The sequence below is a fragment of the Sinorhizobium garamanticum genome (assembly GCF_029892065.1).
In the GTDB taxonomy this organism is placed as follows: Bacteria; Pseudomonadota; Alphaproteobacteria; order Rhizobiales; family Rhizobiaceae; genus Sinorhizobium; species Sinorhizobium garamanticum.
The window spans coordinates 1,974,226-1,992,739 of the sequence record NZ_CP120374.1; the positions used below are offsets into that span (position 1 = coordinate 1,974,226).

19 protein-coding genes are annotated in these 18,514 nt (G+C 61.2%); 15 read left to right on the top strand and 4 right to left on the bottom strand.

The window, feature by feature from the left end:
* Positions 1 to 230: 230 nt before the first annotated feature.
* Together otsB and otsA are read left to right on the top strand one after the other, a co-directional pair.
* Positions 231 to 1,028, top strand: coding sequence for a trehalose-phosphatase (gene otsB / locus PZN02_RS29080; RefSeq protein ID WP_280662404.1), 798 nt, complete (start codon positions 231 to 233; stop codon positions 1,026 to 1,028).
* A gap of 64 nt (positions 1,029 to 1,092) precedes the next feature.
* The gene (otsA, locus tag PZN02_RS29085) at positions 1,093 to 2,547 is read left to right on the top strand and encodes an alpha,alpha-trehalose-phosphate synthase (UDP-forming) (protein WP_280662405.1); all 1,455 of its coding nucleotides are present in this window, start codon (positions 1,093 to 1,095) and stop codon (positions 2,545 to 2,547) included.
* Positions 2,548 to 2,598: 51 nt separating this feature from the next.
* Here otsA and PZN02_RS29090 read toward each other — a convergent pair whose 3' ends face one another.
* Complete coding sequence (locus PZN02_RS29090; protein ID WP_280662406.1) at positions 2,599 to 3,630, bottom strand: LacI family DNA-binding transcriptional regulator; 1,032 nt, start codon at positions 3,628 to 3,630, stop codon at positions 2,599 to 2,601.
* Positions 3,631 to 3,787: 157 nt separating this feature from the next.
* Here PZN02_RS29090 and PZN02_RS29095 point away from each other — a divergent pair, with 157 nt between their 5' ends.
* Genes PZN02_RS29095 through purU form a run of 5 tightly spaced genes read left to right on the top strand, consistent with a single transcriptional unit; the run spans position 3,788 to position 8,321 of the window.
* Positions 3,788 to 4,879: a fatty acid desaturase family protein gene (locus PZN02_RS29095; RefSeq protein ID WP_280662407.1), complete on the top strand. Its 1,092-nt coding sequence runs from the start codon at positions 3,788 to 3,790 to the stop codon at positions 4,877 to 4,879.
* A 51-nt stretch (positions 4,880 to 4,930) separates the two neighbouring features.
* Positions 4,931 to 5,248, top strand: coding sequence for a MocE family 2Fe-2S type ferredoxin (locus tag PZN02_RS29100; protein WP_026620402.1), 318 nt, complete (start codon positions 4,931 to 4,933; stop codon positions 5,246 to 5,248).
* Positions 5,249 to 5,289: 41 nt separating this feature from the next.
* Complete coding sequence (locus PZN02_RS29105) at positions 5,290 to 6,516, top strand: NAD(P)/FAD-dependent oxidoreductase (RefSeq protein WP_280662408.1); 1,227 nt, start codon at positions 5,290 to 5,292, stop codon at positions 6,514 to 6,516.
* Positions 6,517 to 6,576: 60 nt separating this feature from the next.
* Positions 6,577 to 7,398 carry a 3-methyl-2-oxobutanoate hydroxymethyltransferase gene (locus tag PZN02_RS29110; protein WP_280662409.1) on the top strand — a complete coding sequence of 274 codons (822 nt, stop codon included), beginning with the start codon at positions 6,577 to 6,579 and terminating at the stop codon, positions 7,396 to 7,398.
* A 38-nt stretch (positions 7,399 to 7,436) separates the two neighbouring features.
* Positions 7,437 to 8,321, top strand: a complete 885-nt coding sequence (purU, locus tag PZN02_RS29115) for a formyltetrahydrofolate deformylase (protein WP_280662410.1) — start codon at positions 7,437 to 7,439, stop codon at positions 8,319 to 8,321.
* Positions 8,322 to 8,391: 70 nt separating this feature from the next.
* Here the strand turns inward: purU and PZN02_RS29120 are convergent, their stop codons facing one another.
* Positions 8,392 to 9,867 carry a M81 family metallopeptidase gene (locus PZN02_RS29120; RefSeq protein WP_280662411.1) on the bottom strand — a complete coding sequence of 492 codons (1,476 nt, stop codon included), beginning with the start codon at positions 9,865 to 9,867 and terminating at the stop codon, positions 8,392 to 8,394.
* An 85-nt stretch (positions 9,868 to 9,952) separates the two neighbouring features.
* Positions 9,953 to 10,444 carry a hypothetical protein gene (locus PZN02_RS29125; RefSeq protein ID WP_342394736.1) on the bottom strand — a complete coding sequence of 164 codons (492 nt, stop codon included), beginning with the start codon at positions 10,442 to 10,444 and terminating at the stop codon, positions 9,953 to 9,955.
* 114 nt (positions 10,445 to 10,558) lie between these two features.
* Between PZN02_RS29125 and PZN02_RS29130 the strand changes: the two genes are divergently transcribed.
* The 7 genes from PZN02_RS29130 to PZN02_RS29160 all read left to right on the top strand — a co-directional run bounded on the left by PZN02_RS29130 (position 10,559) and on the right by PZN02_RS29160 (position 17,214).
* Positions 10,559 to 10,948, top strand: a complete 390-nt coding sequence (locus tag PZN02_RS29130; RefSeq protein ID WP_280662413.1) for a RidA family protein — start codon at positions 10,559 to 10,561, stop codon at positions 10,946 to 10,948.
* A gap of 20 nt (positions 10,949 to 10,968) precedes the next feature.
* Positions 10,969 to 11,832 (top strand): MurR/RpiR family transcriptional regulator, encoded by an 864-nt coding sequence (locus PZN02_RS29135; protein ID WP_280662414.1) that lies wholly within the window; start codon positions 10,969 to 10,971, stop codon positions 11,830 to 11,832.
* Between the two features lie 19 nt (positions 11,833 to 11,851).
* Positions 11,852 to 12,628, top strand: coding sequence for an SDR family oxidoreductase (locus tag PZN02_RS29140; RefSeq protein ID WP_280662415.1), 777 nt, complete (start codon positions 11,852 to 11,854; stop codon positions 12,626 to 12,628).
* A 23-nt stretch (positions 12,629 to 12,651) separates the two neighbouring features.
* The gene (locus PZN02_RS29145) at positions 12,652 to 14,571 is read left to right on the top strand and encodes a beta-N-acetylhexosaminidase (protein ID WP_280662416.1); all 1,920 of its coding nucleotides are present in this window, start codon (positions 12,652 to 12,654) and stop codon (positions 14,569 to 14,571) included.
* A gap of 10 nt (positions 14,572 to 14,581) precedes the next feature.
* Positions 14,582 to 16,015 (top strand): M81 family metallopeptidase, encoded by a 1,434-nt coding sequence (locus PZN02_RS29150; RefSeq protein ID WP_280662417.1) that lies wholly within the window; start codon positions 14,582 to 14,584, stop codon positions 16,013 to 16,015.
* Between the two features lie 141 nt (positions 16,016 to 16,156).
* Positions 16,157 to 16,459 carry a DUF982 domain-containing protein gene (locus PZN02_RS29155; protein ID WP_280662418.1) on the top strand — a complete coding sequence of 101 codons (303 nt, stop codon included), beginning with the start codon at positions 16,157 to 16,159 and terminating at the stop codon, positions 16,457 to 16,459.
* A 392-nt stretch (positions 16,460 to 16,851) separates the two neighbouring features.
* On the top strand, positions 16,852 to 17,214 hold the full coding sequence (locus PZN02_RS29160) for an SPW repeat protein (RefSeq protein WP_280662419.1): 363 nt from the start codon (positions 16,852 to 16,854) through the stop codon (positions 17,212 to 17,214).
* Positions 17,215 to 17,283: 69 nt separating this feature from the next.
* On the opposite strand, the gene PZN02_RS29165 is transcribed toward PZN02_RS29160, so the two are convergent.
* Positions 17,284 to 17,733, bottom strand: coding sequence for an NADH dehydrogenase ubiquinone Fe-S protein 4 (locus tag PZN02_RS29165; RefSeq protein ID WP_280662420.1), 450 nt, complete (start codon positions 17,731 to 17,733; stop codon positions 17,284 to 17,286).
* A gap of 411 nt (positions 17,734 to 18,144) precedes the next feature.
* Between PZN02_RS29165 and PZN02_RS29170 the strand changes: the two genes are divergently transcribed.
* Positions 18,145 to 18,459, top strand: coding sequence for a co-chaperone GroES (locus PZN02_RS29170; RefSeq protein WP_014330282.1), 315 nt, complete (start codon positions 18,145 to 18,147; stop codon positions 18,457 to 18,459).
* Positions 18,460 to 18,514: the final 55 nt, after the last annotated feature.

Consider the following 18,514-nt stretch of genomic DNA (forward strand, 5'->3'; position numbering starts at 1 on the left):
CCCTGAACTGATCCGAGACCGGAGTGAGTGATAAACGTGAGCGGCGGGGGCGATGTTCCGACGTCGGGGCGTCAAGTCCCGAAAGAAGTCGATTGATGATGAACGCAGAGCCTGGATCACAGGCTCGCAGGCCGCACACCCAGATGCTACTCCCACCACTTTGGACAGCAGGTGTCCGCTTTATGCAAGCTCAGGGTTGCCGTTTGCGGGCTTTGACATCAATATGGGTCATGTCATATCGGAAGCAGTTTCTCGGCGCCTCGAAACCGGACACGGTGTCAGCAGAGGACTTCATTCTCGCCGCTCTCTCAACAGATCTGCAAGGCTGGGCTCTGTTCCTCGACATCGATGGTACGTTGCTTGATCTTGCCGAAACGCCGGACGCAGTAGTCGTTCCGCCTTCGCTGCCTGCGAACCTCGATGCCTTGTCGAGAAAACTCGGAGGTGCTCTGGCACTCGTGACTGGTCGCGATCTTGGCTATGCCGAGCAGCTTTTTTCGCCATTTCTTTTTCCAATCGCGGGTCTTCATGGTGCCGAACGCCGCGATCCGGACGGCCGTGTGCACAAGGCCGCCGACACGGCGGAATTTGAGCGGCTGAAGGCCGATCTTGTCGCCGATACGGCCAACTGGCCCGGTGTTCTGATCGAGGACAAGGGAGCGGCTGTCGCCGCGCACTACCGGCTTGCGCCGGACAGAAAACTCCAACTTGAACCGCTGATCGAGCGGGCGTTGATCCGAGCAGGGCCAAACTGGACGATCCAGCATGGCAAGATGGTGATCGAAATCCGTCCGGCCCGCGCCGACAAGGGCGACGCAGTCGCGGCGTTTCTCGCGCAGCCACCTTTTACTGGAAGACGCGCCATCGCCATCGGGGATGACGTGACCGACGAAGCGATGTTTCGCATGGTCAACCAGCTCGGCGGCTATTCGATCCGCATCGGCCCGCCGTTGCCTGCGAGCGAAGCGCTCGGCTGCGTCCCCTCTGCCGAGGCGCTGCGCGGCATCATCGCTGCGTTGGTCCGCTGAATATGCGTTGCTCCCCTGAAAATTTGAGCACCTGACATATTTTCTTGCATGAAAGGAGGTCGGCATGGGCCGTCTCGTCATTGTTTCCAATCGCGTACCTGTTCCGGCCAAGGGTGGTATTGCGCCTGCCGGTGGGCTGGCGGTTGCGCTGAAAGTCGCCCTCGAAGAGCAAGGCGGCGTATGGATGGGCTGGTCGGGGAAATCGAGCGGAGAGCATGAGCCGCGAGCGCTTGCACAACTGAAGCAGGGCAACATCACCTATGCCCTGACGGATCTGACCGACACCGATGTCGAGGAATATTACCACGGCTTTGCCAATCGGGTTCTTTGGCCGATCTGCCACTACCGGCTTGATCTCGCCGAGTACGGTCGCAAGGAAATGGCCGGGTATTTCCGCGTCAACCGCTTCTTCGCCCACCGGCTTGCCCCGCTTGTCAAACCCGACGATGTCATTTGGGTGCACGACTATCACTTAATCCCTCTCGCGGCAGAGCTGCGTCAAATGGGATTGAAGAACCGCATCGGTTTCTTCCTCCACATTCCCTGGCCGCCCGCTGACGTGCTCTTCACGATGCCCGTTCACGAGGAGATCATGCGTGGCCTGTCACACTACGACGTCGTCGGCTTTCAGACCGATCATGACCTCGAGAACTTCGCCGGCTGTCTCAGGCGGGAAGGCATCGGCGATGAACTTGGCGCAGGGCGCTACAGCGCCTATGGTCGCATATTCAAGGGCGGCACTTATGCAATCGGCATTGAGACCGCGGCCTTTGCCGAATTCGCCAAAAAGGCATCGACCAACAAGACGGTCAAAAAAACGCGTGAGAGCATTGGAAACCGCAGCCTGATCATCGGTGTCGATCGCCTCGATTATTCCAAGGGAATCACGCAGCGCATCGACGCGTTTGAGCGCTTCATCCTGGCCAATCCGGCCCAGCATGGGCATGTCACCTATTTACAAATCACGCCGAAGTCCCGCTCCGAAGTGCCGGAGTACGAAGCCATGCAGCGCATGGTTGCCGAACAGGCCGGCAGGGTGAACGGCGCGCTCGGCGCCGTCGATTGGGTGCCGATACGCTATATCAATCGCTCGATAGGCCGACACATTCTTGCTGGGCTTTACCGGCTTGGCAAAGTTGGCCTCGTGACGCCGCTTCGAGATGGGATGAACCTCGTCGCAAAAGAATACGTAGCCGCGCAGAATCCCGACGATCCCGGCGTGCTCCTGCTTTCACGTTTCGCCGGAGCTGCTCGCAACCTAAACGGCGCGCTGCTCGTCAACCCATACGACGTAGAGGGTACGGCGAATGCCATGGCGCGTGCACTGAGCATGCCGTTGGAAGAACGGAAGGCGCGCTGGAAGACGATGATGGATCACTTGCTGGAACACGATGTTACGCGCTGGTGCCAGGATTTTCTCGATGATCTAACGGGCATGACGGGCTCAGCCTGGTTAGAGCCCTCAGATGGAAGGCAGGCTTCGTATTCTGATAAAACTGAGATCAAAACGAGCGAATGAAGTTCCTCTCTCAAGTCGCACTTCATCCTTGAACTCACCTACCCCCCAGGATCAGATATTCTCCGGTGTGAAGATGTCGAAAGGCAGGAAGGTCTGTCCCGGCACACCGGCCGCGCCTCGATCGATCGCCCCGATCATCAGGCTGATGGTCTCTCGGATGAGTGCGGGAACGGGCGTTGCGATCGCCATCGTCACTACCTCGTCGGCAAGCGCTGCGCGTGACTCCGGTGTGAGTTCGTTGACGACCACCAGCAGCCTGCGCTCGAGCTTTTCCTCTCGGATCGCCGAAATTGCGCCCTCCATCCCGCCGCCGCAGACATAGAAGCCGATGAGATCGGGATGCCGCCGCAGGAGATCGAGCGTCGCCTCGTGGGTGATCTCGGCGGTATCCAGGTTGACCATCGTGTCGAGCACTTCGAATTCGGGCGCGTTCTCGCGAAAATAGGAGCGAAAGGCGATCTCGCGCAGTTCATGCCCGTGGAAGCGATGGCTGCCGACAAAGGCCGCGACCTTTCCCGGGCGTTTCGCAGCCTTGGCAATCATCCAGGCTGCGGTGCGTCCAACCTTGTGGTTGTTCAAGCCGACGTAGCCCTCGCGCACCCCGGCTGCGAAATCGGAAAGCAGTGAGAAGATCGGAATTCCCCGCTCCTTCAGCTCTTCGATCACTGCCGTGACTGCTGGGTAGTCCGGCGCGACAAGTGCGATCGCCTGATTGCGCGCCGCCATCGTCTTCAGCTTTTCGGTGATGCCTGCCGGAGTGGAATTGGGAACGAAGTCCACCTGAGGGAGCGCGCGGACATGGGTGAGCGACAGTGCGGCGTTTTCGATCTCCTTCGCAACCGCCTGATAGAAGGACTGTTGCGGTTTTTGCAGGAGGAAGCCGAGACGATATTGCGGAAGGTCCTCGAACACCCGTTGGCGAAGCAGGCCGACGGCGTGATAGCCGATCGTCTTGGCCGCGTCGTAAACCCTTCGCGCCGTTTCCTCACGCACGGGATGACGCCCGTTCAAGACGCGATCGACCGTGGCAACGCTCACGCCCGCCGCCTGCGCAAGATCCGCGATCGTCGGCCTCCTCGTCATGGCTTTCTCCCTGAAATTATCCTCTCAAGCATGAAGTCGACATCATGATGGAATTTGAGAGAATATATCATGACTGCATTGAGAATTGTCAAAAGTCAACATACCCTCCTTCCATCGAATTTGAGGCGCAGTCGGGAGCGCGCTTCGGGAGGACGAGATGACGGCGGTTGCCACGAAAAGAGATTACAGCCTGCTCGGGCGCGATGCCGAGGCGGCAGTCGCCAATGGGCTTTCCGCGGCTGAGTGGTATCACACCGACATTCCGCGCAAGCAGATGAAGGAATTGATGAAACGCGACGATGGCCCGGCCATCCGCGACACCTTCCTCTGGCTCGGCAGCATGGTGCTTCTCGGCGGGCTCGGCATCTATTTCTGGGGCACTTGGGTCGGCGTACCGTTTTTCCTCGCCTACGGCGTGCTCTACGGCTCGGCCTCCGATAGCCGCTGGCACGAATGCGGCCACGGTACCGCGTTCAAGACGATGTGGATGAATGATATCGTCTATCAGATCGCCTGTTTCATGATCATGCGCAATCCGGTGACCTGGCGCTGGAGCCATACCCGCCACCACACCGATACAGTCATCGTCGGCCGCGACCCGGAAATCGCGGTCATGCGTCCGCCGGACCTGCTGCGGCTCGTTCTCAACTTCTTCGGCATTATCGATGTCTGGTACGCGATGATCGATATGGTGCGGAATGCCTTTGGCGTGATCAGCGCCGCCGAAAAGACCTTTATTCCGGAAATGGAGCAGCCGAAGGCGATCCTGGTCGCCCGTATCTGGCTGGCGATCTACGCCGCGACGATCGGCCTGTCGCTCTATCTCGGTTCCATTCTGCCCTTGATGCTGATCGGGCTGCCCCGCCTCTATGGCGCCTGGCATCACGTGTTGACGGGCCTGCTGCAGCATGGCGGGCTTGCCGACAACGTCACCGATCACCGGCTGAACAGCCGCACGGTCTATATGAACCCGGTGAGCCGCTTCATCTATTGGAATATGAATTATCACGTCGAGCATCACATGTTCCCGATGGTGCCCTACCACGCGCTGCCGAAGCTGCATAAAATGATCAAGCACGACCTGCCGGCGGCGAACCCGTCCATTCTTCATGGCTATCGGGAAATGATCCCGGCCTTCCTCAGGCAGCTCAAGAATGAGGACTATTTCGTGAAGCGCGAACTGCCGCCGACGGCAAAGCCCTATCGCGAAGAGTTCCACAACGACCGGGTCATCCACGCCGCCGAGTGAGCGTCGAAAACGACAGCCTATCCAAAACCTTGCATTGAATGGAGGAAACCCATGAGCTCGAACTGGGTCGAGGTCTGTGCGGCCGATGAAATCGATGAGGAAGACGTTATCCGCTTCGATCACGAGGGGCGAACCTTCGCCGTCTATCGCAGCCCCGATGACGAATATTTCGCCACCGATGGGCTCTGCACCCACGAGCACATTCATCTCGCCGACGGGCTGGTGATGGACGACATCATCGAATGTCCCAAGCACAACGGCCGCTTCAACTACAAGACCGGCCAGGCCAAGGGCGCTCCGGTCTGCGTCAACCTCCGGACCTATCCGGTGAAGGTTGAGGCCGGCAGCGTCTTCATTGCGATTTCCTGACGGCAACCGGCTTAGCGCGGACCGGCGGAGGAGGAGAGGGCATGACACATATCGTCATCGTTGGCGCCGGCGAATGCGGCGCGCGGGCAGCGTTTGCGCTGCGGGACCGGGGTTTTGACGGCGGAATCACGCTGATCGGCGCCGAACCGCATCTTCCCTACGAGCGCCCGCCTTTGTCGAAGGAAGGACTTGCAGGCACCGAGACGCCGAAATACGTGGCGAGCGCCGAGCGGTACGAAGAGGCCGGGATAACCGTGCTGACAAATGCCGTCGTGGAGAAGATTGCCCGTGAGGATAAGGCGGTGTGGCTTTTGGACGGCAGGTCGGTCGCCTATGACCGGCTGCTGCTCGCCACCGGCGCACGACCGCGCGCGTTTCCAGGCGCTTCCGAAAACTCTAAGCGTATCCGCGTGCTTAGAACCCACGCCGATGCGCTTGCAATCCGACCAGCCCTTGCTCCTGGCCGAAAGATCGCCATCATCGGCGGTGGCTTCATCGGCCTGGAATTGGCAGCGGCAGCGCGCAAGCTGGGCGCCGAGGTTACTCTTGTCGAAGGTCTGCCACGTCTTTTGACCCGCGGTGTGCCGGAAGAGATCGCCGCCGTCGTTACCGAAAGGCATCGGCATGAAGGCGTTGAAATCATCTGCAGCGCGAGGATTGCGGCACTCGAGGATGACGGATGTGAGGCGCGTCTTCTCCTTGCCGATGGCGGCAGTCTTTCCGCCGATCTGGTCATCGTCGGCATTGGTGCGATGCCCAACACGGAACTGGCGGAAGCTGCGGGCCTTGCGATCGACAACGGCATTGCCGTCGACGAAACGCTGCGGACGTCAGATCCCGACATCTATGCGGCTGGCGACTGCTGTTCCTTTCCGCTGTCGCATTATGGCGGGCGGCGGGTGCGACTCGAGGCCTGGCGCAACGCCCAGGACCAGGGGACGCTGGTCGCCGCCAATTTGATCGGTGGGGCAGACCCCGTCTCCAGCGTGCCGTGGTTCTGGTCGGATCAATACGACCTGACGCTGCAGATTGCCGGCCTTGCCGACGGGGCGGTCGCGACTATTCGGCGCGACATGGAGGCGGGGGCCTTCATCCTCTTTCACCTGGATGGCGAAGGCCGGCTTATCGCCGCAAGCGGCATCGGCCCCGGCAATGCCGTTGCCCGCGACATCCGCCTTGCCGAAATGCTGATCGCTGCCGGCAGCCGGCCGGACCGGCAAGCGCTTGCTTCTTCAGACACCAAGCTCCGAAAACTGCTGGCGGCATGAAAGCCGCCAGAACAACCATCCACCGTTGCATTCCCCTGTGCTCTTTCATTGGAGATCTCGATGAGACATCGCCGCCCGACTGTTGCCGATCTATTGTCGATGAAGGGCCAGAGGCAGCTTACGATGCTGCGCGTCGTGACGCTTGAGGAGGCGGAAGCCGCCGAAAAGGCCGGGATCGACCTCGTCTCGGTTCCGCCCGCGCTGCTCGGCCCGGAATTCAGGGAGGCAGCGCCCTCCGTCTTCGCCTTCCCGGGTCTCGAATATGGCGACCATGTCACGGCCGACGACTATATCCGCGCCGCCTTCAAGGCACTGAAGGCGGGCGGCGATGCCGTCTACTGCGCCGCGAGCCTTTCGATCGTCCGACGCATGCGCGACGAGGGTATTCCCGTCTGCGGCCATGTCGGGCTCATCCCTTCGAAGGCGACCTGGACCGGCGGCTTCCGCGCCGTCGGCAAGACGGCGGAAAGCGCGCTTGAGATTTGGCAACAAGTGACGGCGCTCGAAGAGGCGGGAGCGTTTGCCGCCGAGATCGAGGTTGTGCCAGCCGAGGTGGCGACGGCGATCTCGAAGCGGAGTTCGCTCCTGATGCTTTCTATGGGCGCTGGTGCCGGATGCGATGCTCAGTATCTTTTTGCGGAAGATGTGCTCGGTCAAAATCGAGGCCATTACCCTCGCCACGCGAAGGTTTACCGCAATTTTGCCGCCGAGTATGAGAGACTGCAGCAGGAGCGCATTGCAGCCTTCCGCGAATATGCTGAGGACGTCCGGTCCGGCGCCTATCCGGAAAAGGCGCATATGGTCGGGATTTCGCTTGGGGAACTGGAGGATTTCCTGAAACGGATGGATGCGCAGGAGCAGGCCGGTTTTCGCGCCAGATGAAACAGCGCGGAGCTCAGGACGAGAAAGTAAGGACGATCATGCATAATTATGTTTTGACAGTAACCTGCCGGTCGACGCGGGGAATCGTTGCCGCGATTTCAGGCTATCTCGCTGAACAGGGCTGCAACATCATCGACAGCTCGCAGTTTGACGATCTCGAAACTGGTCTGTTCTTCATGCGTGTCAGCTTCATCTCGGAAGAGGGTGTAGGCCGCGAGGCGCTCGAAAAAGGCTTCGCGCCGATCGCCGAGGCATTCGGCATGGAAGCCGAAATGCACGATACGAGCGAGCGCATGAAGGTGCTGTTGATGGTGTCGCGTTTCGGCCATTGCCTCTACGACCTGCTCTACCGCTGGAAGATCGGCGCGCTGCCGATCGACATCGTCGGCGTCGTCTCCAACCACTTCGACTACCAGAAGGTCGTCGTCAACCACGACATCCCCTTCCACTGCATCAAGGTGACGAAGGAGAACAAGCCGAAGGCCGAAGCCCAGCTGATGGAGATCGTCGAGCAGACCGGCGCGGAACTGATTGTGCTCGCCCGCTACATGCAGGTGCTTTCGGATGCGCTCTGCAAGAAGATGTCGGGGAAGATCATCAACATCCATCACTCGTTCCTGCCGAGCTTCAAGGGCGCCAACCCTTACAAGCAAGCCTATGAGCGCGGCGTCAAGCTGATCGGCGCGACGGCGCATTACGTCACCGCCGATCTCGACGAGGGGCCGATCATCGAGCAGGACATCGCCCGCATCACCCATGCGCAAAGCGCCGAAGATTATGTCTCGATCGGCCGCGACGTCGAAAGCCAGGCGCTGGCCCGCGCCGTGCACGCCCATATCCATCACCGCTGCTTCATCAACGGCAACCGCGTCGTCGTTTTCCCGCCGAGCCCGGGAAGTTATGCGTCGGAGCGGATGGGGTGATTAGCTCTCGTTACGCGAAATCGGGCTTGGCGGTATCGAACTGACGCCGAAAACCAATCCGGAGCGATGTTCAAGCGGCACCTCTTTCCGGCGCGAACGGGTCCGTGATCATCGGCCAGATGTCGCGCCGCACGCGCCTGTAGGGGGTTTTCGCCGGATTGTTGGGGTAGGGCGTTCCGGCCGAGCAATAGAGGATCTTCGACGCGATCTTCGAGAAGGAGGCGAAGAAATGGTTCGTCGATTTGATGACCAGGATCTTCTTCGATCGCGGATCGATTCCCATTACGGAGAATAGGCTCGGGTCGAAGCTCTGAGCGCGCGTGGAATTCAGGATGATTTCGATGCCGCGATGCTGGATGTGCGCGGCGTCGCCGAAGGGCGCGAAGCTTTCTCCGAACCGCATTTCGGCGTTTCGCACCAGACGTATCACCTTGACCGTTCCGTCGATAGGATGGCCGGTACCGGGCGCCGATTTTGCGCCGAAGCGCAACGGGATCTCGGCGCCTTCGCCTGCGGCCATGCAGATCTGCACAGCCATCGGATCCCAGATCGTGCCGACGGCCGCGTCGGTGGTGCCATTGGCGAGCAGTTCTTCCAGCACCACGGTCGCGTCACCCGCCGTGCCGCCGCCGGGATTATCCCACATATCGGCAATCACCACCGGACCGGCGGTCGCGGCGATCGCCTCGGCAACCGCTTGGCGCTCGTCGAGCTCCGGCATCCGGAACGTGCCGCGTTTGGCGAAGAGTTCCAGCCCGAGGTCGCGGGCAAGTGCCTGGCCTTTCTCCCGGTTGCCGTCGGTCACCGCTATCATCTTTGTGCCCATCTCCGGCACGTCGCCGGCCATGAAGCCGTGCACCACCGAGAGCGAGAGCACGTCGGCGTCGTCTCTCTCGATGCGCATGAGCTTGTCGACGAAGCTGCGCATGGGCTCGCGGGATGTCGGAAACACGTCGATCATCCGGCAGTCGAAGACCGACATGACGGGCTTGACGCGGCCTTCGAGCGTATCGACCGCGATCCGCCACAGGTCCTTGGCGCGATCGACGAAATCGGTGTGTGGGAATTCCTTGAAGAAAACAAAGAAATCGGCCGCGGCGACGCGCTTCTCGGTCAGATGACTGTGCGGATCGAGTTCGGCGCAGAGGAGCACGTCGGGTCCGATCACTTCGCGGATGCGCGTCAGCAGATCACCTTCGGTGTCCTCGTAGCCATCGGCGACCATGGCGCCATGCAAACCGAGAACGACAGCGTCGACCGGAAGGGCTGCCCGCAACTGATCAATGATCTCATCGCGCAGGTTCTCATAGGTGTGCCTGTTGACGAGACCAGCGGGGTCCGCCCAGGCAGCGGTTCCCTCGATCAACTCCCAGCCCTTTTCCGCTGCGACCTGCCGGCCGACGGTGATCGGCGCGGTGCAAAGCGTCGGCGTTTCCGGATGGCTGCCTGGCGGCGCATAGAGCGAAGCTTCGAAGGCCCGCTTGTCGATGCAGATCGGCGAGAAGGTGTTGGTCTCGGTCGCCAGGGCCGCTGTGAAGATTCGCAATGCTGTCGCCTTTCCGCCCCTCGCATGTTTCCCGAAATCGGATGCGATCTAAGGAAACCTGCAGCCATTCAAAGTGCTGCAGACCTCAAAATGATCCCATCGGGTTAGGCAGATAGCCGGTAAACCCGCAGATCTTCCAGCGGCCTTGATGCAGCCGGCAATAATAGACGGTCTGCCACTTCATGACATCGTAGCTGCCATCGGCCTTCTTCAGGCCGCCGTCGAACTTCTTGTGCGCCAGTGCGCTGTCACCGTTGATCTCGATGTCTTCCAGCGTGGTCGTCGTGAAGATCGCGGCGCGCGGATCCTCGGCGAAGGATTGGCCGGCGAAATCCTTCGCCTGGCGCAGCCATTCGTCGCGATAGGCGGCAAGCGAGGGAAAGGAGAGGCGCCATTTGTCCGGGCTTGCTTCCCGCCGTCCGTCGATGCCGATGAAGCCGTCCTCGACGAAATCCTCCGCAACCCGCGACCAGTCCGCAGCAAGGAAAGCGTCGATATCTCGTGTCACCAGCATGTCCCAGATCGCATGCCGGGCAACATCGGAGGTGGGGAACGGATTCTGGAAGGGATCCCGCATCGCTTCGCCTTGGATTGAAATTCTTTTCATAAACCAGGATTTTCTCTGGTCAAATTCAGTATTCTATGGTGATTTGTCAACGGATAAAGAAAATAATTTGCACGAAGGTCGTCTATGTCCATTAAACGTTATGGCGCGGAGCAGGCCGGAGCGGGTGGCAAGGCGCTGCCGTTCGCACGAGCCGTCGAGGCTGATGGCTGGCTGCACGTCTCCGGCCAGGTCGCCATGGAAAACGGCGAGATCATCGACGGCAATATCGTCGCGCAGACACACAAGGCGATCGGCAATCTTCTGGCCATTTTGAAAGAGGCCGGTTACGGTGTCGAACACGTGGTGAGGGTCGGCGTCTGGCTGGATGACCCGCGTGATTTCTGGAGCTTCAATAAGATCTATCAGGAGTATTTCGGCGCTCATCCTCCTGCGCGCGCCTGCGTGCAGTCTTCGATGATGGTCGACTGCAAGGTTGAGATCGACTGCGTCGCCTACAAGCCGAAGGACGCCTGATCACAAGGGGTGGGCCTTCGATGGATATTTTCGCGACACTGCAGGAGGAAAAGGGGCGGCTATCCCAGTCGGAGAACCGCATTGCCGATATCCTGCTCAATGATTTCGAGTTTGCCGTGAACGCCTCGATTATCGAGCTCGCGGGCAAGGCCGATGTGTCGCCGCCGACGGTGACCCGTTTTTGCCGGCGTCTCGGCTGCGAGAGTTTTTCCGACTTCAAGGTGCAACTGGCCCGCACAGCCTATATCGGCATGCGCTACCTGAAGCCGGAGCCGAAGAGCCAGGAGCCGGCCGACGTCGCGCAGGACATCATTACCAAGGCGCAGAACGCACTCTTCCTGCTGCACCGCTCGCTCGATCTCGCCGCGATCGAGGAGACCGCCGAGCGGCTAGCCAAAGCGGAAATGATTTACGCCTTCGGTTCGGGCGGCAATTCGTCGATGATCGCCAGCGAATTGCAGAACCGCCTCTTTCGGCTCGGCCTGCGCATCACCTCGAGTTCCGATCACAGCATGCAATTGATGATGGCCGCCGCCGCCAAGCCGACGGACGTGCTGATAGGCTCTTCCTTGTCGGGGCGCAACACGGAGCTCGTGCGTGCCTTCACGCTCGCCCGCGAAGCCAGGGTCACGACGATCGCGCTGACCCAGAGCGGCAGCCCTGTCGCGCTTGCCGCCGACATCACCGTTCCGGTCGACCTGCCGGAGGGCAACAATATCTATCGTCCGACATCCACGCGCATCGCCTATCTGGCCTTGCTTGATATCATCGCCAGCCTCGTCGCCTACCGTGTCCAGCCGCAGGCGACGGCGACGCTGAGGCGCATCAAGCAGCAATTGGTGGTGCACAGGGATGGCGATGATCGCCAGCTTCTCGGAGACTGATGTGCCACAGGAGCGCAGCATGAAGAAATCCGTCGCGATCGTCACCGGAGCGGCCGGTGATATCGGCCGTGCGATCGCCGGCCGCCTGGCCGATGATCATGAGGTGGTCGTGCTTGCGGACATCGACGGCGATGCGGCGGAGAAGGTTGCGCGCGATCTCGGCGCGCAGGAGCGCTTCACAGCCATTGCCTGCGATGTCACGGATGCCGCGAGTGTCGCGTCGATGGCGGCGGCGGCCGGATCGCTCGGAGCGGTACGTACGCTCGTCAACAATGCGGGTGCGGCGCGCGCCGTCAGCCTGCACGACACGACGCAGGAGATCTGGCGCATGGACAATGCGCTCAATCTCGAAGCGGCATTCCTTTGTTTCCGCGCCGTTGAGGACATGCTGACGGAAAGCCGGGGATCGGTCGTCAACATCGCATCCGTCAACGGCATGAATGTTTTCGGCCACCCGGCCTATAGCGCTGCCAAGGCCGGTCTCCTGCATCTGACCCGGCTGATCGCGGTCGAATACGGCAAATTCGGCATCCGCGCCAATGCGGTGGCGCCCGGCACCGTGCGCACCCAGGCCTGGGAAGCGCGCGCAGCGGCCAACCCGCAGGTCTTCGAGGAGGCGAAGCGCTGGTATCCGCTGCAGCGCGTCGTCAATCCGGAAGACGTCGCCAATGCCGTCCAGTTCCTGGCAGGCCCTCGGGCCGGCGCCATATCGGGCGTCTGCCTGCCGGTCGATTGCGGGCTTACCGCGGGCCAGGCGGAACTCGCACGCACCTTTTCGCAATCCAGCCACTACTGACAAGCCATATCGGGAGGACGCTCATGCAGCCGGTTTCTTATCGCCTCGAATCTGCCTGGCAACCGGATGGCGGTCCATTCGGACGCTTCACCTTCACCCTCGTCAATCTCTCTGATGACGCTCTCAGCGACTTTCGCCTCGTCTACACATCGCTGACCCGCGTCATCGATTCTGCCGCTTGCGAGAACGCCGTCTTTCTGCGCCGCAATGCCAATTTCCACGAATTCGCGCCGCCAATGGGGTTTGTCCTTGGCGCGGGCGAAAGCTGGATCTTTACGGTCAGCGGGCTACACAGGCAGGCAAAACACTGCACGGATGGCGCAAAATCGGCCTATCTGACGCTCTCCGACGGCCGGCATGTGCCGGTGGCGGTTTCCGATCTGCTGCTGGAGGGGGCAACCAGCGAGCCTCCGCCGCAGCGGCTGCCGGAAGGCAGGCTTGACCTGCCTTTCGCCTTGCAGCCGTGGCCGGCGGCGATCGACGCCGTCCCGGGGGATGGATTTCCGGTCGTTCTCTATCCGGCGCCGGGGAGCAGCAAGGCCGAGATTAGGGCGGTCGATGCGGCGCTGGCGCTTTTTCATCGTCTTTTCCCGGGAGGCCACGCTCCCTTCACCCTCGCCTCGTCCCCACAGGGTCGCCCGATCGTCTTCGCCGCGAAGCCCGATCTCGGTCCCGAGGCCTATGCGCTGACGTTCTCCGAGCGGGAGATCCGGCTCGAATACGGCGCAGCCGCCGGCCGGCAGTATGGTCTGACGACGCTCGCGCAACTGCTTGACGGGGCGCGCAGGGAGGGGGACAAGTTCCGCTTTCCTGTGTCGGGTACGATTTCCGACCGGCCGCGCTACGGCTGGCGCGGCTGCCATCTCGACGTCTCCCGCCAGTTCTATCCGACCGCCGACGTCATGCGGCTCATCGATATCCTTGCCTGGTTCAAGCTCAACATCTTCCACTGGCATCTAACCGACGACGAAGCCTGGCGGCTGGAGATCAAGGCCTATCCCACGCTGACAACGCTCGGCGTGCTTCGCGGGCCGGACGAGCCGATGCTGCCGCAGCTCGGCAACGGCGCCGAACCGGTCGGCGGCTTCTACAGCCAGGACGAGGTGAGGGCGATCGTCGCCCATGCAGGCGCGCTCAATATCGAGGTCGTTCCGGAGATCGACATTCCCGGCCACAGCACGGCCGCGCTCGTCGCCCTGCCGGAGCTCGCCGATGGGCAGGAGGCCCCGGAAAGCTATCATTCGGTCCAGGGCTACCCCAACAATGCGCTGAACCCGGCCATTCCGCTGACATACGAATTCCTCGAAAAGGTCTTCGACGAAATGGTCGAGCTCTTCCCGAGCCAATACATCCATGTTGGCGGCGACGAGGTGGCCAACGGTTCGTGGCTTGCATCGCCGCTGGCGCGAAAGCTCATGGAAGAGGAGGGCATTTCCGGGACCTTTGCGCTGCAGTCCTACTTCCTGAAAAAAGTGAAGCAGATGCTGACGGCGCGCGGCCGCAAGCTCGTCGGCTGGAACGAGGTCGCCCATGGCGGCGGCGTCGGCACCGAGGGCACGCTGTTGATGGCCTGGGAGAACCCCAAGGTCGGGATCGAGCTGGCGCGCGAGGGCTACGACGTCGTGATGACGCCCGGCCAGGCCTATTACCTCGACATGGCGCAGGCGGAAGCCTTCCAGGAGCCGGGCGCGAGCTGGGCCGGCACGGCTACGCCGGCGCATACCTACGCCTATGAGGCGGAAGGCGAATTCCCGGAAGAGCTGAAGCACCGCATGAAGGGCGTGCAAGCCTGCATCTGGTCCGAGCATTTCCTTTCGCGCGGCTATTTCAATCGTCTCGTCTTCCCGCGCCTCTCCGCCATCGCCGAAGCGGCCTGGACGCCGAAGGCGCAAAAGGACTGGCTGCGTTTCGCCGCGATCGCCCCTCTGAGCCCGATTTTGTGAGTTTGAAGCCATGCGGATCGCCGTCGGTGGAATCCATACGGAGTGCAGCACCTATTCGCCCGTCTTGACGACGGGCGAGGACTTCCGGGTGCTGAGGGGAGCGGAGCTCCTGAAAGCGGACTATTTCAGTTTTCTCGAGGCCGACGGCTTTGAGCATGTCCCGCTCCTCCATGCACGGGCCGTGCCCGGCGGCCCCGTTTCGCGCGCGGCTTACGACACCTTCAAGATCGAGTTCCTTGAGCGGCTTCGCGCTGCGCTGCCGCTCGACGGCCTCTATCTTGCGATGCATGGAGCGATCAAAGTCGACGGTATGGACGATGCCGAAGGCGACTGGATTTCGGCTGCCCGCGCTGTCGTCGGCCCGGACTGCCCGATCGCGACGAGCTACGATCTCCACGGCAATCTCAGCCAGCGGATTATCGACCAGATCGACATTTTTGCCGGCTACCGCACCGCGCCTCACATCGATACGCGCGAGACGATGGTTCGGGCTTGGTCGATGCTGGTCACGGCGCTTCGGACGGGAACGCGGCCGGGCGTCGCCTGGGCGCCCGTGCCGCTGCTGCTGCCGGGGGAATGCACGTCCACGGAGGATGAACCTGCGAGCAGCCTTTACCGGCGTCTGCCGGACTTCGATGCGCGCCCCGGCATTCTCGATGCCAACCTGATGGTGGGCTATGTCTGGGCGGACGAACCGCGGGCGACCGCTTGCGCCGTGGTGACCGGATCGGACAAGGCGACCGCCTCGAAGGCGGTGGAGGAAATCGCCGCAAACTACTGGAATGAACGGGAGAATTTCCGGTTCGGTCCGGTCACCGGTCCGCTCGAAGCGATGCTGGACATTGCCGGGGAATCGGCAACGAGGCCCGTCATCCTCGCCGATTCCGGGGACAATCCCACGGGAGGCGGCGTCGGCGACCGAGCCGACGTGTTGAAGGCGCTTCTCGCGCGCGGCTGGCGGGACGCGCTGATTGCCGGCATCGCCGACCGGCCGGGAGTGGACGCCTGTTTCGCGGCCCGCGAAGGCGCGGCGCTCGAATTGCGGCTCGGGGGCAGCCTCGATCCGTCGAGTTCCGTGGTGGAGGTCGCGGCCACTGTCGTGCGGTTGGACGATCCGGGACCGATTGCCGAGCGCCAGGCGGTCGTCCGCGTCGGCGGGATCGAGGTCGTGCTGTCAGCGCGCCGGCGTCCTTACCACAACATCGAGGACTTCCGTCGCCTTGGCCTCGATCCGAGCACCGTGCGCTTGCTCGTCGTCAAATCCGGCTATCTTTCGCCGGAGCTTGCGCCGATTGCCAATCCCAACCTGATAGCGCTCACCGATGGTGTCGTCAATCAGGACATCAAAAATCTCGGGAGCGAACGCCGCCAGCGGCCGATCTTCCCGTTCGACCGCGATTTCGATTTCGAGCCAAAGGCGCGCCTCTCGGCCCGTTGGACCTGAGCCGGGATCAGGCGGCGATCAGTTCGCTCGGATGGTCAGTCGACGCCATGCGGTGGGTGTTGGAAATCTTGAAATTCACCCTGTCGGCGCCGATATTTTTTTCACTTCTTTTTCATCCGGCGTATGCGAAAGGAGGACGTCATGCTCAATCCGGAATTGCTTTGGATGGCGCCCGTCACCGTCCGCATGAAGGACGGGGCGCCCCAGGTCTTCGCTTCTGTCAACGACGCGCTCGATTTCCTGGAAGGCGATTGGGCCGTGCATCGCGGCAGAACGTATAATCGGGCGGTTCAAACGTGCCGCCGTGCCCTAAACCGAATGACGCCAGTCGCCATAGCGCGCGAAGCGTTCATTGATGCCTGCCGAGATGCGGGTATGTCGACGGTCGCGGACGGACCGTTTGGGACGAAGACCGGCGCGGGCGGTCAACGCTCGCTTGCCTAGAGCACGATTTTAGGTCGGATCGACCTAAAATCATAAGCGTGACCGATTCTAATCAGTTTGCGTGGGATGCGGGCGGAAAACCGCGCATACTTATCCTAGAATGGCTGGCTGTGGCACTTCTTAGTTCCCCCGACGTCTCAGTGCGCCCGACTTTCGAGCATTCCCTCCGCGGGGCGCCGGAGCAATTCGCCACCGCCCTTAACGCGTTATGACCGAGCCGCCCGGCGCCATGTCTGGGCATTTCGGCGATCCTGTCGGGGGCATGATTGGCCCTCCCCATCACGGAGACAATCGGGCTCTTGAAGATCAGTTTGCGCAAAATTACATCGTTTTACGCAGCGTGCGCAGCACGCGAGAACACCGTTGATCAAGCTTCATTCGTGGAGGTTGTCATGGCAAATGGACTGATGGAAGGCAAGAAAGCACAGGATTGGCTCAATCTGGTCCTTGCAGTCGCCTTGTTCGTCTCGCCCTGGGCTATCGGCTTCGCTGGTGAGTTCATGGCCGCCTGGAACGCGTGGATCGTTGGTATCGTCATAGGCGCTTTGGCGCTCGCCACTTTGACCGCGTTCTCGGAATGGGAGGAATGGGCGAACATGGTGATCGGGATCTGGCTGGTCGTCTCGCCCTGGCTGCTCGATTTCGCCGCGAATGTGAACGCCATGTGGACACACGTGGTTTTGGGTCTGCTCGTTGCGGCGATATCGGCTTGGGCGTTGTGGGACGAACGGCGGAATCCGCATGCCCATGTATGATCGAAAAAAGGAGAGTATGGCCCGCCGCCGAAGCGGCGGGCCATTCCGATATGCGTCTCGCTGTGGCGATCACGGAGCGACGGGAATTGAAGGGTAGAGCTTGCTAGCAAGGCGTCGACAGCGACGCAAGCACGGCCCCCTCACGGGAAACGATGGGCGGCGGCTCCTGTCGTTTACGACGGTGTACTTCAGTTTATGTCGTCCCGCGTAGGCAATGGCGGCATCGCGGGATGGGAAACGCAGTTCGACTTGTGTCAGCATGTCACTCCCGCCCGTGTAGCCCATCAGATAGTCGATGAGCGGGGGAATTTGCCGTTCGAAAACCAGCAGCCAAGGTCGCCTCGACACGCGCGCCGCAGTCATCACCGAGCGTGACGGGCGAAAAATATGTGCGACACGATCGATGCTCGTTCGCGATTCGTTGATGTCAATCGCAAGGGGCCGGCTCGTGCCGACGTGCTCCAAAAACTTCCGGTCGGCGCGGTTTGTTTGCGCGCCTCGCTTCATGGGCTCCGTCATCGACGTCGTCCCTTGCAGAGCAACATAGATACGAGGGAACGCCAAGAAGCACGGCGCTCCCTGATTCCGACCCCATTTTGGCGCTCGGCGAAAATGAGGTGGGGATCAAATCGAGTGGCGTCAAGAGGGGACGCGGCTGCCCTCGGCCTCGGCTTATGAGCGGTGCGGACGAGGGTCATCGATCTGAACATTAAACGGCAATTCACGCAAATAGCTCTATGAATTCATGCCGGTAGCACTCTCCATCGTCGAGTGCTAAAAAATCCGTGCCGCCCTCTTGAAACTTGAGAAATCAGAAACCAGATCGATTTGCGCGCGATGCCGAAAGGCTCGGCGCCCCGCGTCGGTTTCGCTCCGAATGCGGCGCGGAGGACCTCTTGAAAAATCTGTTTTGTCCATGAGGAGAGCGACATGACATTCCGTCCCTTGCATGACCGTATCCTGGTTCGCCGCATCGAGGCCGAGGAAAAAACGGCCGGCGGCATCATCATCCCAGACACGGCGAAGGAAAAACCACAGGAGGGTGAGGTCGTTGCCGCCGGTCCTGGTGCGCGCGACGACAGCGGGCAACTGCGACCGCTGGATGTGAAAGTGGGGGATCGCATTCTGTTTGGCAAATGGTCGGGCACCGAGATCAAGCTCAATGGCGAGGATCTCCTGATCATGAAGGAATCTGACGTGATGGGCGTGATCGAGGTCGACGCCGCAGCGAGAAACGCAGCCTAGTGCCGATCCGGACCCATGCCAAACAAGGAATGCTGCCTTAGGAAGGAGTAGAAAA